General features: G+C 50.0%; 12 protein-coding genes. All 12 read left to right on the plus strand.

What is annotated here, in order from left to right:
• The first annotated feature begins 4 nt into the window (after positions 1-4).
• Genes kdsB through ACFOEV_RS19465 form a run of 12 tightly spaced genes read left to right on the plus strand, consistent with a single transcriptional unit; the run spans position 5 to position 14,257 of the window.
• Positions 5-1,291, plus strand: a complete 1,287-nt coding sequence (gene kdsB, locus ACFOEV_RS19410; RefSeq protein WP_386776545.1) for a 3-deoxy-manno-octulosonate cytidylyltransferase — start codon at positions 5-7, stop codon at positions 1,289-1,291.
• A gap of 28 nt (positions 1,292-1,319) precedes the next feature.
• On the plus strand, positions 1,320-2,267 hold the full coding sequence (locus ACFOEV_RS19415; protein WP_386776546.1) for a KpsF/GutQ family sugar-phosphate isomerase: 948 nt from the start codon (positions 1,320-1,322) through the stop codon (positions 2,265-2,267).
• A gap of 45 nt (positions 2,268-2,312) precedes the next feature.
• Positions 2,313-3,431: a GDP-mannose 4,6-dehydratase gene (gene gmd, locus ACFOEV_RS19420; RefSeq protein ID WP_386776547.1), complete on the plus strand. Its 1,119-nt coding sequence runs from the start codon at positions 2,313-2,315 to the stop codon at positions 3,429-3,431.
• A gap of 2 nt (positions 3,432-3,433) precedes the next feature.
• Positions 3,434-4,408 carry a GDP-L-fucose synthase gene (gene fcl / locus ACFOEV_RS19425; protein WP_386776548.1) on the plus strand — a complete coding sequence of 325 codons (975 nt, stop codon included), beginning with the start codon at positions 3,434-3,436 and terminating at the stop codon, positions 4,406-4,408.
• A gap of 2 nt (positions 4,409-4,410) precedes the next feature.
• Positions 4,411-4,875: a GDP-mannose mannosyl hydrolase gene (locus ACFOEV_RS19430; RefSeq protein ID WP_386776549.1), complete on the plus strand. Its 465-nt coding sequence runs from the start codon at positions 4,411-4,413 to the stop codon at positions 4,873-4,875.
• Positions 4,876-4,915: 40 nt separating this feature from the next.
• Positions 4,916-6,343: a mannose-1-phosphate guanylyltransferase/mannose-6-phosphate isomerase gene (locus ACFOEV_RS19435; protein WP_386776550.1), complete on the plus strand. Its 1,428-nt coding sequence runs from the start codon at positions 4,916-4,918 to the stop codon at positions 6,341-6,343.
• Positions 6,340-7,380, plus strand: coding sequence for a glycosyltransferase family 10 domain-containing protein (locus ACFOEV_RS19440; RefSeq protein ID WP_386776551.1), 1,041 nt, complete (start codon positions 6,340-6,342; stop codon positions 7,378-7,380). The genes ACFOEV_RS19435 and ACFOEV_RS19440 overlap by 4 nt, the downstream gene beginning before the upstream one ends.
• Before the next feature lie 37 nt (positions 7,381-7,417).
• Positions 7,418-10,027, plus strand: coding sequence for a glycosyltransferase family 2 protein (locus tag ACFOEV_RS19445; RefSeq protein ID WP_386776552.1), 2,610 nt, complete (start codon positions 7,418-7,420; stop codon positions 10,025-10,027).
• Positions 10,024-10,830 (plus strand): glycosyltransferase, encoded by an 807-nt coding sequence (locus ACFOEV_RS19450; protein WP_386776553.1) that lies wholly within the window; start codon positions 10,024-10,026, stop codon positions 10,828-10,830. Before ACFOEV_RS19445 ends, ACFOEV_RS19450 begins: the two co-directional genes overlap by 4 nt.
• A gap of 39 nt (positions 10,831-10,869) precedes the next feature.
• Complete coding sequence (locus tag ACFOEV_RS19455) at positions 10,870-11,724, plus strand: hypothetical protein (protein ID WP_386776554.1); 855 nt, start codon at positions 10,870-10,872, stop codon at positions 11,722-11,724.
• An 8-nt stretch (positions 11,725-11,732) separates the two neighbouring features.
• Complete coding sequence (locus ACFOEV_RS19460; protein ID WP_386776555.1) at positions 11,733-13,475, plus strand: hypothetical protein; 1,743 nt, start codon at positions 11,733-11,735, stop codon at positions 13,473-13,475.
• Positions 13,476-13,507: 32 nt separating this feature from the next.
• Positions 13,508-14,257: a hypothetical protein gene (locus ACFOEV_RS19465; protein WP_386776556.1), complete on the plus strand. Its 750-nt coding sequence runs from the start codon at positions 13,508-13,510 to the stop codon at positions 14,255-14,257.
• Positions 14,258-14,342: the final 85 nt, after the last annotated feature.

Here is a 14,342-nt window from a genome sequence, read left to right on the forward strand (position 1 = left end):
CCGTGTGTCTAAACCTCAACACATCGCTTTGATAATTCCTGCCCGTTATAGCTCTAGCCGCTTACCAGGTAAACCCTTAGCGGATCTGCTAGGCAGGCCCATGGTGCAATGGGTCTACGAGAAAGCGCTGCAAGTACCTTCCGCCAGCCGTGTGGTCGTTGCCACAGATGACACGCGTATCGTCGAGGTAGTCAAAAGCTTTGGCGGTGAGGTCAGCTTGACGTCTCCTGATCACTCGTCCGGTACGGATCGGCTCGTTGAGGTGATGGAGCATGTGGATGCGGAGGTATACATCAACCTGCAAGGAGATGAACCCTTGGTAAGGCCTGAAGATATCGAGCTTTTGGCACAGGGTATGCTGGCAGATGAGGCCACTGATGTAGGGACACTATACCACGCCATTGAACCAGAAGAGGCGCAGAACCCCAATGCAGTGAAGGTGGTGTTGGGCTATCAAGGTAATGCGCTTTATTTCAGCCGTTCTCCCATTCCTTACCCGCGTGATGGCGAAAAGCACCCCGGCTTCAATAAGCATGTCGGCGTGTATGCCTATCGGCGGCGAGTATTGGAGCAGTACGCCACGCTGCCGGACTCCATGCTGGAACAGACCGAGCAGTTGGAGCAGCTTCGCTTACTCTCAGCTGGGATACGTATACAGGCATTTGAAGTGTTGCCTACTGGGCCCGGCGTGGATACCCCGGAGTGCTTGGAGAAGGTGCGCGCACTTCTCTCTGGCCAACCCTATGCGCCTGTGTCTCCACTCGCTAAGGTCAAACTGTTGATCACCGATGTGGATGGAGTGCTGACCGATGGCGGCCTTTACTACGACTCGACGGGCGAGTGCTTAAAGCGTTTCCACGTTCGCGATGGTTTGGGAATACGGCTGTTGGAAGAGAGTGGCATTCGTGTGGCGGTGCTTTCAGGGCGTGATTCTGCCACGTTGCGCAAGCGCGTCAGCGATCTGGGGGTGACGCTTCACCAGTTCGGCGTCAAAGACAAGGAGGCGGCTTGTCGTGCCCTGATGGAACAGGCAGGAGTGACAGCAGAACAAACGGCCTGCATCGGCGATGACTCCATTGACCTTCCCGCCTTCGCTGTTTGCGGCCATTCTTATGCCGTGGCCGATGCACCGGATTATGTGAAGCGTCAAGCTTCCGGTGTTCTGACCTTGGCTGGAGGCCACGGGGCACTACGTGAGCTCGCCGATGTGATTCTCGAAGTTCAGGGTAAGGCATCCGTATTCGAGTCCGCTAATGGTTTTCAAGGCGTAGCGCAGTCTGCTGTGCAATAAAGTAGTTTCGTTAATTAGGGTTGCAGAGATGTCGAGTATCGAGGTCGGTAGGCGGGTGTTCGAGGTTCAGGCCAGTGCGTTGCAGAGCGCGGCCAGCCGGCTGGGGGAATCATTCGATCAGGCGGTGGGCATGATCTTGGATACCCCTGGGCGGGTTATCGTTTCGGGTATGGGGAAGTCGGGCATCATCGGCAACAAGATTGCAGCCACACTGGCTTCCACGGGAACACCCAGTTTCGCGGTGCATCCGGCTGAGGCCTATCACGGTGACCTGGGCATGTTTACACGTCAGGATGTGGCCATCCTGATCTCCTATAGCGGGGAAACCGAGGAAGTGATTCGGCTGATTCCGTCGCTGCGCCATTTTGCGATTAAAACAATTGCTGTAGTGGGCAATCCCAGGTCAACGTTGGGCCGTAACGCTGACTTGGTGCTCGATGTCTCAGTTGAGCGTGAAGCATGCCCCAATAATCTAGCACCCACCACCTCGACTACCGTGACATTGGCCATGGGAGATGCATTGGCGGTGGCGTTGATCGAGCAGCGCAACTTCCAGCCACAGGATTTCGCCGCATTCCATCCCGGTGGCAGCCTGGGGCGCAGGCTGCTGACGCGGGTCAAGGATGTCATGCATGCGGAGGTACCGATTTGCTGTCCCTCGGACTGCATCAAGGAAGTCATCATGAAGATTACGATGGGGGAGCTCGGGCTAGCAGTTGTCGTCGAAAAGGGCTTGATCAGTGGGGTGATTACAGACGGAGATTTGCGCCGGGCCCTGTTTAATCATGATGGACTTGATGGTCTGACTGCATCCAGTGTGATGACACGAAAACCGCTGACCATTAGCGAAACTGAAATGTTTTCTGATGCAGAGAATATTATGCTCAAGGCTAGTGTAACGGCTCTGTTGGTTGTGGATGCAAATAGTGCTTTGAAGGGCGTTCTCAAACTGCAGGATGCCAATAAGATTGGGTAATACCATTTTTAAAGCTTGATATTTTGTTGATTTAAGGTTGAAAAAATGAAAAAAGCACTAATCACTGGGGTTACTGGCCAAGATGGCTCCTATCTTGCCGAATTTTTATTAGGAAAAGGCTACCAAGTCCACGGCATAAAACGCCGTGGTTCCTTGTTCAATACTCAGCGCGTCGATCATATCTATGAAGACCCGCATGTGGAAAACCAGCACTTTGTGCTGCACTATGGCGATTTGACGGATTCCACCAACCTGATCCGTATCATCCAGGAAGTGCAGCCGGACGAGGTGTATAACCTCGGTGCTCAGTCGCACGTAGCGGTGTCGTTCGAGTCGCCGGAGTACACAGCGGATGTTGATGCCATGGGTACGCTACGCCTTCTGGAGGCCATTCGTATTTGCGGATTAGAGAAGAAGACTCGTTTCTATCAGGCCTCAACCTCGGAACTGTATGGCTTGGTACAAGAGACCCCTCAGAAAGAGACCACGCCGTTCTACCCGCGTTCTCCTTATGCGGTAGCCAAGCTGTATGCCTATTGGATCACGGTCAACTACCGTGAGGCATATGGCATGTATGCCTGCAACGGCATTCTATTCAATCACGAGTCGCCACGACGTGGCGAAACCTTCGTCACCCGCAAGATTACGCGTGGCCTGGCTAATATCGCCCAAGGGCTGGAAGATTGCCTTTATATGGGCAATATGGATGCGTTGCGTGACTGGGGCCATGCCAAGGACTATGTGCGTATGCAATGGATGATGCTACAGCAAGATCACCCTGAAGATTTCGTGATCGCCACCGGGACGCAGTACTCGGTGCGCCAGTTCATCGAATGGTCTGCAGTTGAGCTGGGTATCACACTACGTTTTGAAGGTGTGGGTGTGGAAGAGAAGGCCGTGGTGGATTCTGTAAGCGGCGATAAAGCACCCGCCGTGAAGCGGGGGGATGTGATCGTGCGCGTGGATCCACGCTACTTCCGTCCCGCGGAAGTGGAAACCCTGCTGGGGGATCCCTCCCAGGCCAAGCACAAGCTTGGTTGGGAGCCAGAAATCACGACCGAGGCAATGTGTGCCGAAATGGTGACGGAAGACCTCAAGGTCGCCCAGCGCCATGCTTTCCTCAAGGCCAATGGCCATCATGTGTCGATCTCGGTGGAGAACTGAAAATGTCGGCTAGCCAACCGCTTCGTATCTTCGTGGCTGGACACCGTGGCATGGTCGGCTCGGCCATTGTACGTCAGCTGAAACGGCAAGGTGGGGTACAGATTCTCACGGCGTCTCGCTGTGAGCTGGATTTGACAGATCAAGCAGCGGTGCAGGCCTGGTTTCGTGAGAGCGAGGTCGATCTGGTCTACCTGGCGGCGGCTAAAGTAGGGGGGATTCACGCCAATAATGAATACCCCGCTGAGTTCATCTATCAGAACCTTATGATCGAGGCCAATATCATCCATGCGGCGCACCTGGCCGGTGTGCAGAAGCTACTTTTCCTGGGCTCATCGTGCATTTACCCCAAGCATGCCGAGCAGCCCATGCGTGAAGAGGCATTGTTGACGGGCACTCTTGAACCCACCAACGAGCCTTATGCTATTGCCAAGATCGCCGGCATAAAATTATGTGAAAGCTACAACCGCCAGTATGGCCGTGATTACCGCAGTGTAATGCCCACAAATCTCTACGGCCCTAACGATAACTTCCACCCGGAAAACAGCCATGTGATACCGGCACTTCTGCGCCGCTTTCATGAAGCCACGCGGCAAGGCGATAACGAAGTGGTGGTATGGGGGAGCGGAAAACCCATGCGTGAGTTTTTGCATGTTGATGACATGGCTGCCGCCAGCGTACATGTGATGGAATTGGATACCACCACTTATCAGGCTAACGTCCAGCCCATGCTATCGCACATAAATGTAGGTACCGGAACGGATTGTACCATTCGTGAATTGGCGGAAACCGTGGCTAAGGTGACGAGGTTTCAGGGCAAGTTGAGCTTTGATACCAGCAAGCCGGATGGTACGGCGCGCAAGCTCATGGATGTATCTCGTCTGCAAAGCTTAGGGTGGGAATCTACTATTGGTCTGGAAGATGGCTTGCGAGATACCTACCAGTGGTTCTTGGCGCATCAAGAGAATTTTCGGAGTTAGGTGTGTTTCTTTCACGAGATGACTTCAGTAACATCATTAACTGTACGCCGCTGGTATCGATAGATCTTGTTCTAAGGGATGATCAAGGTAAGATATTGCTTGGATTGCGCTCGAATCGGCCAGCGTTGGGGTTCTGGTTTGTTCCAGGCGGGCGTATACGCAAAAGGGAAACTCTGGATGCTGCTTTTTCCAGGATATGTCAAGAAGAGTTGATGATAAGTAAGCAAAGGAGTGAGGCGGAATTCTTGGGGGTCTACGAGCATCACTATGCAGATAGTGCTGTCGGGAATAACATCCAGACGCACTATGTAGTGCTTGCATACCAATTGTGTTGGTCTCCTACTGATAATCAGCTGCCGTGTGAGCAACACGTTGATTATCAATGGTTATCATTGGAGCAGACTCTTTTTTCTGAGCATGTTCATTCCTATACGAAAGACTATGTCCTAGATTTGACCAAGCGTTGAAGATTCCGTAGGGAAAGATTATTCAAGAAGGAAGTGGCGTATGTTCTTACCTGTAGTCATGGCCGGTGGTTCCGGATCGCGTCTTTGGCCATTGTCCCGTCAATTGAACCCGAAACAGTTTCTGTGTCTTGCTGGCAGTGAATCTATGCTCCAGGCGACTCTTCGACGCCTTGATGGGCTATCGCATGAAGCGCCACTATTGATTTGCAATGAAGAGCACCGTTTCTTGGCGGCCGAGCAGTTGCGCCAGGCAGGCCATGAGGATGCGCAAATTTTGCTTGAGCCGATCGGGCGCAATACGGCGCCTGCCATTGCTTTGGCAGCTCTTCATGCGAAAGCTCACGGAAATGACCCCGTCCTGCTTGTGCTTGCAGCGGATCACTTTATTGAAAATACCGAGGCATTCGAGGGAAGCATACGTCAAGCTTTGCCTATGGCTGAAGCGGGGCATCTGGTAACGTTCGGCATTGTACCTGACCAGCCAGAAACTGGTTATGGCTACATTCAACGTGGGACGATGCTGGAAAGTGGCGGCTATGCTGTCAAACAGTTCGTGGAAAAGCCTGATGTAGAAACGGCACGGGGTTACCTCGAAAGTGGAGAGTACTTCTGGAATAGCGGCATGTTCATGTTTCGTGCCAGCCGCTACTTGGAAGAGCTAGAGAAATTCCAACCTGAAATACTCAAGGCCTGCCAAGGAGCTTTGAGTAACTCAGAGCAGGACCTTCATTTCATAAGGGTAGGGGCTGAGGAGTTCACAGCATGTCCTGGAGATTCTATTGATTACGCAGTGATGGAAAAAACCAGCTTGGCGGCCATGGTGGCATTAGATGCCGGCTGGAGTGATATTGGCTCTTGGTCTGCCCTGTGGGATGTCAGTGGAAAAGATGATGTTGGCAACGCTTTCATTGGCGATGTGGTTGCAGAAAATACGCGCAACTCACTTGTCCATGCAGAATATCGCATGATTGCTACCGTCGGTGTCGAAAATCTGATGATTGTGGAAACAAAGGATGCGGTGCTGGTAGCTCATAAAAATGATGTGCAAAGTGTCAAAAAGATTGTTGAAAAACTAAAACTGGATGGTCGAAGCGAGCATTTGAATGGGCGGGAAGTCTATCGTCCTTGGGGTGTTTATGATTCAGTGGATGCTGGTGCTCGCTACCAAGTAAAGCGCATTACAGTAAAACCTGGTGCGAAGCTTTCTGTGCAGATGCACCATCATCGTGCTGAACATTGGATCGTTGTTAGTGGTACGGCCAAGGTATCCAATGGGGAAGAGACCTATCTAGTTGCGGAAAATGAATCGACTTATATTCCCATTGGTCAAATTCATTCTCTTGAAAATCCTGGGAAAATACCGTTGGAGCTGATTGAGGTCCAATCAGGTTCATACTTGGGTGAAGATGATATTGTTCGCTATCATGACCATTATGGGAGAGCGTCGATTGGGAGTTCGGTAGCTTGATTAATGTTTACCCAATGGGTCAGGCACATCGCATACGGCGCCAACCGTTGGCGTATGCTTCAATATATGGACTGCTCACTGACCATGTAAACATTGTCAACTCCCCTGATGCCGCGGACATTCTTCTTTTTGCCCATCCCGAGGATGTTAGCGATAATGCAGGAAAACTGATAGATTATCTTCAGGACAATAAAGAGAAGACTGTCGTTCTGCTTTCTGAAGAGCCATTCTGGGACACGGTATGGGGTGTTAATTTCATGAATAGACACCAATGCCTCGCCCATGCTGATAATGAGCTATCTTTTATATATTTGAACCATCATACATCGCCCATCTTCCAGTTCTCTAGAATTCCCTATTATTTGTTAGCTGAATACTATTTTTATTCTAGGTACTCTTATCGGTTTTCTCGTAACGCTCGTTTAAGTATTACTGCGTGGGCCAAGCATTTTCAGAACGCATCTCTGCAAGCTGTCTTCATGGCGAGAAAGCGAACTCAACCACGATATTCGGTTCGTTATGATAAGCAATCTGTCTATGGGCTTTCCGCCTATCGCACTGAGTTAGCTGATCTCTATTGTAAAGGTGAGGTGCTAAGACAAGGAACTGGCTGGCAAGAGGGAGTTGTCCGTCAGGATTCCGAAGATTGGCATTTGGAAAAGCTTCTTGCGCTTGATTTTCGTTGTCGGTTTGTTTCTGCGTTAGAAAATACTCATCAGCATCATTATGTGTCCGAAAAGTTTTTTGACGCTTTTGCTGTTGGCGCTGTCCCAATCTATTATGCTGATCGTCAGCATTCCGTGCATGGAATTGTTCCCTGTGACAGTTGGGTCAATATATATGATTTGCCAGCAAGCGAAGCGGCAGTGGCTGTTGATCAGTTAATATTTGATAAGGAGTTCTTGAGGTATTATGCAGATTCTCAGATGATGCTTGCAGACCTTTTCAATACGCCTCGAATCCTCATTGAAGAGCGTGAGCGTTTGGCATCTTCTCTGCTGAAAGAGTTAACTGACTGTTTAAGCTATAAAATTTAGGCGATCTAAGATTACACACAGGAATCAGAAGCCAATTATGCTATTCACTCAGCTGAATCAACTGGAAAAAGTGCTGACCTGGGTCATGGGTAGTCGTGTGTGGCCTTTGTTGCGACCTGCTGTTTCTGGTTTGCTGTTAGCTCGGCGCGTCGTGCGCAGGACAACGGCAGAGCCTGTTCCTGTGCTGCAAGCAGGTCTGAAGCCAGAGGTTTTGCTGCATGTCTCCGTTGCGTCGGCGGAGCCCATTCGCCGTCCCAAGGAGTTGGAACATCAGCTTTGGGCCGGCTATTCGCGTTATGCACTCCCGGAGCTCGAGCGCATTACCTGTTCGCGCGCAGCCTCCGTTCTATTTCGCTCTGAAGCTTGCTGGGTGCTGGCAAGGTGGCATACAGCACATGATGAGTATGAGAAGGGACTGTATTATGCGTTGCTGATGCGCTCAGTGCGGCCGGCGGAAGCCTGGAACAAGGGGCAGGTGATACTGGAGGCGGATTGCCTTAACCACTTGGGGCGCGAGCAGGAAGCTCGGTCAGTGCTTGAGCTGGTGGCCGGGGTGGAGGGTTGGCAGCCGGATTACTGCCTGGCCTATGCCAATACCTATGGCTATGCTGCGCCCGACGCCGATGAACGCCTTGAGTGGATCAATCGGGCGCTGACGGAATATGGGTTTGCCTCAGTGGAGCGGCTTGATCCAGGAAGGCCGATTGCGATCGACAATCTCGCCGCCCCAAGCGCCAGACCAGGAAACCGGGGTGAAGGGCCGAAGGTGAGCGTGTTGATGCCTGCGTACAATTCTGCCACCACCATCGAGAAAGCCCTGCGAGGCTTGCTTCAGCAAACCTGGCAAAACCTGGAGATCATCCCGGTCGATGATTGCAGCACCGATGACACCTGGCAGGTGCTTCAGCGCTTCGCCGCGCTAGATAGCCGCATTCGCCCCATCAAGCACCAGATAAACACCGGTGCTTATGGCGCGCGCCTCACGGCGCTGCAGAGTGCTAGTGGGGAGTTCATCACGGTCCATGACGCCGATGACTGGTCCCATCCGCAGAAGATCGAGGCGCAGGTAGAGGCCATGCTGGCAAATGCCGAGCTGGTCGCCACGATGAGTTCCTGGTGCCGGGTGTCACGCAACCTGTATGTGACGCGTGTGGGGGTGATACCCAGTGCCAACCTGCAGCGGCAGAATGAGTCGTCGTTGATGTTCCGGCGTTCGTTGGTGGATGAGATCGGGGCTTGGGACAAGGTACGTGCTGCGGCGGACACCGAGTTTATCTGGCGGCTTCAGGTCGCCTACGGGAAGCAGGCAGTGAGTGTCGTGCACCCTGAGGTGCCCCTGTCGTTCTCGTTGAGCCAGGAGGATTCACTGACGCAAACCGGGCCTACCCACGTCAAGACCATATTCTATGGCACGCGCCGGGTATACCGTGAGACGCAGCGCTGGTGGCACATGCACGCCTCCAAGGCTGAGCTGGCGATCATGCCAGGAGAAAACAAGAGGTGTTTTCCGGCACCGCCGAATCTGCTTAGCAAGCGGCCAGAGCCGCGCGATTATGATCTGCTGGTAGTGGCGGATTTCACCATGCGAGTGGGTGTAGGCCAGTATGTACAGAGCATCGTCGAGGCCGCTATTGCTGAGGGGCTGCGGGTGGCGCTGTTCCATTGGCGGCGTTATGAAAAACCCGCGATGCGGCCCATACGGGAGCGCTATCAAGCGTTGGCTGCCGAGGGCAAAATCGATATCATCGCAGCGGAAGACAAGCTGGTCACTCAAACTGCGATTGTGGCAGATGCCATGGTAGCGCGGCATCTGTTGGATGCGGTGCCGGGGTGGCAAGCCGCTCGAGTGCTGATCGCCACCGGACATACTGAGGGTAGTGGCTTTCCGGATGCCGTTGAATATGACCCCGAGATTGTCAGTAAGCATGTCGCCACCGCCTTTGGTATCGCTGCTCCCGAATGGTTGCCCATCTCCAGCCGGGACAAGGCCCTAATGGAGGCGGATGAAACCTTCGTCGCCGTGGCGGACTTCATTCTGCCTGGCTTGGTGCCCGATCATCTATTCGAGGCAAAGGCTCCGCAGCGAGAAGCTCGTCAGCCGGTTGTCGGGCGCTTCAGCTTGAGTATGGGCGGCAGCACTTGGCCTGACATGCCTGAGGAGCTACGCCAGGCTTACTGCGCCGACAAGCCTTGCAAAGTGCGGCTTGTTGGTTTACCGAAGGAGCTTGACCATGCGGTTGGCCGACTTCCAGCCAACTGGGAGGTCGACCCTCGCTTGATGGATCGGGAAGCGGCTGGTATTGGCACTGAACATCCCGAACTGGATTTTTTCCTTTACTACCCGGGTGAAGAAGGGCTTGAGGCTGCAGGCCTCGCCTTATACGAGGCGATGGCGGTCGGTCAGGTAGTTATCGCTTCGCCGGAATTCAGCCCCTTGCTTGAAGAAGCGGCCGTGTATGCCGACGCTGCAGTAGTATGGCCTACGGTCGACAAGCTATGGAACGATGCTACAAGCTATCAGCGCCAGCAAGAGCTGGCGAGGAATTGGGTGAAGTGTAGGTGCCGCAGTCAACTGATGAGAGAGTTGGTGTGTAACGGTGAGACTACAACTTTCGGTGTTTCAAGTACGACGGTGGAGCCTAAGTGAACGCTTATTGTGTAGGAATTGTTCGTTATAGCATTCTGAGTTATACGCAAGGTGGAGGCTGGGAAACATTCAGTCAAGATTTGGACGAATACCAGCGCAAGCTTTTCGATCCGGGTCGCCTTGCGCTTCACCAGCGTTTGTTCTCGGAGGTGACTCTGGCTTCCTTGGATAGTCAAAGTGTTGAGCTAAGCAAGGATTGGTTTACTCTATTGGTGCTCACTTCCACCGAGTTGCCGAAAGAAAATAGAGCATTCCTTGAGCAACTCAATGCATCACGTGATTGGATGGAGATCAAGGCATTACCCCCCGAGAATCCTGGTATGGGCGCGGCGGTGATGGAGTGTTTGAAAGCACGTGTCGATACACCGGTATATGCAACATTACGTTTAGATGATGATGATGCTCTGGCAAACGACTACTTTGCGCGGCTATCGCCGTACTTAGCCCCTCGATTCAGGAATTTTGCCGTATCATTCGCGTCAGGATACGCGGGACTTCATAATGGTGAAGGCTACACGCGTTTCAAGCAGTATTACCAGCCCAATGTGGCGCTTGGTCTTGCTTCGATACATGATAAACAGCAGCTTACAAAGAAAACTGGTGAAGCCAAGCAGATTTTTCAGTTAGGCAATCACACCAAGATTGATCGTCGCGTACCAGTGATACTGGATTCACGCCAACCTGCCTATATCCGCACGGTTCACGAGCACTCTGATAGTGCAAAGCGTACCGTGCGTAAAGTCTCAAAGCTTGATGATGTGCCGTTTGAGACGGTAAAAGTGAAATTTCCCACTTGCCTTTAAGTTTTTTCATTTTTTATATTAGCTTCAAGGAATTGTTTGATGAGTAACGGACAAGCGATCACAGTAGTGGCAACAAAAAGAAGCGGACACCATGCCTTCATCGAGTGGATTTGTAATAACCTTGATAGTAGCTATCTGTATCTGAATAATCTGCCACTGCGAAAAGACGAGGTGCAGGTAAAATTCCTGGAGGCAAGAGAAGAAGGGAAAGGCGGTGAGATTGACTCACACCGTTATAAAGAGCACAAGTTGATTAGCTCCGAAAAAGTTGAGCGGTATGACAATGTAATACTTAGTTACGAAAACCAACCATTGAGAAGTGTTTTGTCGAGTAATGCCTTTATGGCGGAACAGGAGCTTCTTTTAAAGAGTGAACGCACACGCCGGCTGATTGTTTTTATCCGCGATCCTGTCAATGCGTTTGCCAGTTTTCTCAAGGTGGTTGAGAAAAAGCCCGAAAAGATAAAACAGTTTGCTGGACAAAAGCGCGCATGGATGGAGCATGCTCGCCTTTTTTTAGGTGAGTCTTCCAGAGACGTTCAAGATATTTTTGGTGCTGAAGTATATATGGTTTCTTATAACCAGTTTATTCGCAGTGCTGATTATCGACAAACCCTGGCAAAAGAGCTTGGTTTGTCAGGCGCTGAGTGGTCACGTTCGCTTTCACGTTTTGGAGGAGGTGGTAATACCTTCTTTCAAGATCGTGATGGGTATCAGGCTTCCGTTGATTCGCTTGAAAGCCGTTGGGAGGAATTGGAAGATAAGTCATTACTTTCAGAAGTGTTTCGTGATGACTCCTTATATGACTTGAGCCTACGTTTCTATCAAGAGGTCGGTTTGGAGCATCCGTTTGCCAGCGTGATGGGGTCTTTGCGTGCTGCAAAAGAGGCTTGATACTGGTCATGAAGTTAATGAGTGTTACATGGCAATCTGTTAAATGGATTTTTCAAGTTAATCGAGCATTTTTCACTGTACGGCCATGGACCACCTTGGCGTTAATCTTGTCGATAGCCATCGAACGGTTTGCCTCTATCCTTGCTGCTTTTTTGCCTTTGAAGGTCATCCTTCTTGCCGGTTCTGATGGAGTGCCCCGTTATTTCAGGTTTTTTCTCGAGCCAGATGATAAGGGGCCATGGATTATCGGGTTGTCTGCCGGAGCAATCGGCTTCTTCATTCTAACGCTGGTAATGGAGCGGTGTACCAAGCAGTTGGCAGAGGCAGGGAGCGCGGAGGTACTGCAAGGCGCCAATGAAATTGCTGTTGCAAGTCGAGCAAGAGAGGAGACACAAGGTTATTTCTCCCGGTTCGGTGGTGTCATTGCAGATGGTGTGATGGCTGTTGCGATGCTGTTGCTGCTGGGCATCATCAATCCATTGCTGTTTTCTGTCATTGTCGCTTTATTTCTGGTTCAGTATGGCTTGGCTGCAATAGTCGTGAGTACGGGGGATAGTGTTCACCCTCAGGGGTTATATCGTGTTTTGGTCAGGGATCTATCTTCATTCCTTACTGTATGCTCATCTCTTAATTTTCTCGCTGCTTTCTTTGTTCTTCTCGTTCCTTTTCTAATAGGGCAGGATGGAAATCTTCTATTTGCCATTCTTTCCATCCTGTTGTTGCGCCAGTTATTTAGTGCTGTGTCTGGATCTGTTAATACGATTTCTGCCTTGTGGAAGAAAAAGCCACAGATCAATCCAATGATCTTCCGAGATCATACAATCAAATCACAGGAACGTACTGTCAATAAAGCAGTTCGTGTCTTATTCGAAAAATCTGCCCGTGAGACCAATGCCGCTCAAGAACTTCGCTCACAGGGTATCGAAATGGATGACATGGAGTCAGAATGGCAGGACTCGTCTCTAGGAAAAATTTTCCTGTTTCATCTCACCGGTAAGATTGAAGGGGAGAAAAGTAGACTCCAGCAAATGGTATTCCCGTTAGGCCAGTTGCATTTGGTAGAGCATGAAGAATTTCTTTTCAAATATATTTCACGTATGGAGCTAAAGGCCCCTGCTTTGTTAGCTTCTTATTCGAGAGGCCCGTTCCGTTGCAATATCTATCAATATGGGAACTCGATTTCCTCCAGAGAATGGAAGAGTGCTGGCCCACAGCTTTTGGAACACTGCTGGAGCGCTGAACCACCACAAGAATTAGTGAGAGCTTTTCACACATCACGAGCCACATTGGCAAACAGGCTGACCCTTGATGTGTTGGCAAGGATCACTGTTGCACTGGACCACCAGAAAGAGAAAGATACTTATAATAAGTTTATTGATCTTTGGCCGGACGTTTGCGAAAGGGTATCTAGGATTCCTCTTTTTATTTATAACCCCAAGTTAAACATGGAGAATGTGGTTAGGGACCAGGGTGAGTATTACATCATGACATGGGGAGAGTGGACCCTGGAGCCAATTGGGGCAAATACGCCCAAGTGGATGCCAATCCAGTCGCTGGAAGAGGTCCTGGATCGCGTACGCAATATGCGAAACTTCAATGCTGACCAATTGTGTTTGCAAGATGTTTTGTTGGCGAAGAAATTTCGCGAGCTTGAATTTTACATACAACGTGAAAACTATAAGAGCGCCATCCACATCATGGGTAGCATTGTAAGAGATTTTTCCAGGATTAAGACTGTAGAAGCATTGTGATAAGTGAAGGTTGTTTAATGTAAGGAATTTCGATGAATTGTTTTCTTAAAATATATGGCGAAAGAAATACTAATACTAATTACTTGAGCAAGATAATAAGAAGAAATCTTAATGTGCAAGAGTTGCCGGGCACGGTGCCGAAGCGAATAGATTCTATTCAAAGCGCTTTTCCTGGGGATGAGTTTTTGAAAGATGTTTATTTTATGTTTAACTTCACCAGGAATCTTGGTTGGAAGCATGCCAAGGTTAAAGAAAGAAAAGAAATAGAAAGTGCAAAGGTATATAAGGAAAACAGGATTTTTTTTATAACCATAACAAAGAATCCATATTCTTGGCTCCTGTCGCTACACAAACGGCCTTACCATCAGACTCACCTTAAAAACTTGAGCTTCAGTGGTTTTATTGAAAGCGAATGGAAAACCGTAAGAAGAGAGAATGTCGGTCGAAACCTAAACTCCCCAGTGGACTTGTGGAATGTAAAGAATAGATCATACCAAAATCTTGATGGGCTGGATGTTATCCATTTGACAACCGAGGAGATATTTGAAAGTCCGGAGGCTGTGGTTGATAAAATACAGAATCGGTTTTCCTTGGATAGAGTGTCTGAAAAGTTTATGGATTATAATAAATCCATCAAAGAGAAAGGAAAAGATTCCGGCTATTATCGGCAATATTATCTTGAGGAGAAGTGGCGAAGCAAACTTACATGCAATGCTGTTGATAAAATCAATCAATCATTGGACAGAAGTTTGATGGAAAGATTTGGGTACGAAATGCTTTAGGGCTGGTTTTGTTATTTCATTGATGTTTTATTTATTTGCTCCAGTATAAGTTATTTCATCTCTTTACTGTTAGCTGTCATGTCAA

Origin of the sequence: Litchfieldella rifensis (assembly GCF_042646605.1) — a bacterium.
Lineage (GTDB): Bacteria > Pseudomonadota > Gammaproteobacteria > Pseudomonadales > Halomonadaceae > Litchfieldella > Litchfieldella rifensis.

Bases quoted from the DNA above. Each gene is read 5' to 3' on its own strand.
- ACFOEV_RS19415 (WP_386776546.1), top strand. From the start codon at position 1,320: ATGTCGAGTATCGAGGTCGGTAGGCGGGTGTTCGAGGTTCAGGCCAGT.
- gmd (WP_386776547.1), top strand. From the start codon at position 2,313: ATGAAAAAAGCACTAATCACTGGGGTTACTGGCCAAGATGGCTCCTAT.
- fcl (WP_386776548.1), top strand. From the start codon at position 3,434: ATGTCGGCTAGCCAACCGCTTCGTATCTTCGTGGCTGGACACCGTGGC.
- ACFOEV_RS19435 (WP_386776550.1), top strand. From the start codon at position 4,916: ATGTTCTTACCTGTAGTCATGGCCGGTGGTTCCGGATCGCGTCTTTGG.
- ACFOEV_RS19445 (WP_386776552.1), top strand. From the start codon at position 7,418: ATGCTATTCACTCAGCTGAATCAACTGGAAAAAGTGCTGACCTGGGTC.
- ACFOEV_RS19455 (WP_386776554.1), top strand. From the start codon at position 10,870: ATGAGTAACGGACAAGCGATCACAGTAGTGGCAACAAAAAGAAGCGGA.
- ACFOEV_RS19460 (WP_386776555.1), top strand. From the start codon at position 11,733: ATGAAGTTAATGAGTGTTACATGGCAATCTGTTAAATGGATTTTTCAA.
- ACFOEV_RS19465 (WP_386776556.1), top strand. From the start codon at position 13,508: ATGAATTGTTTTCTTAAAATATATGGCGAAAGAAATACTAATACTAAT.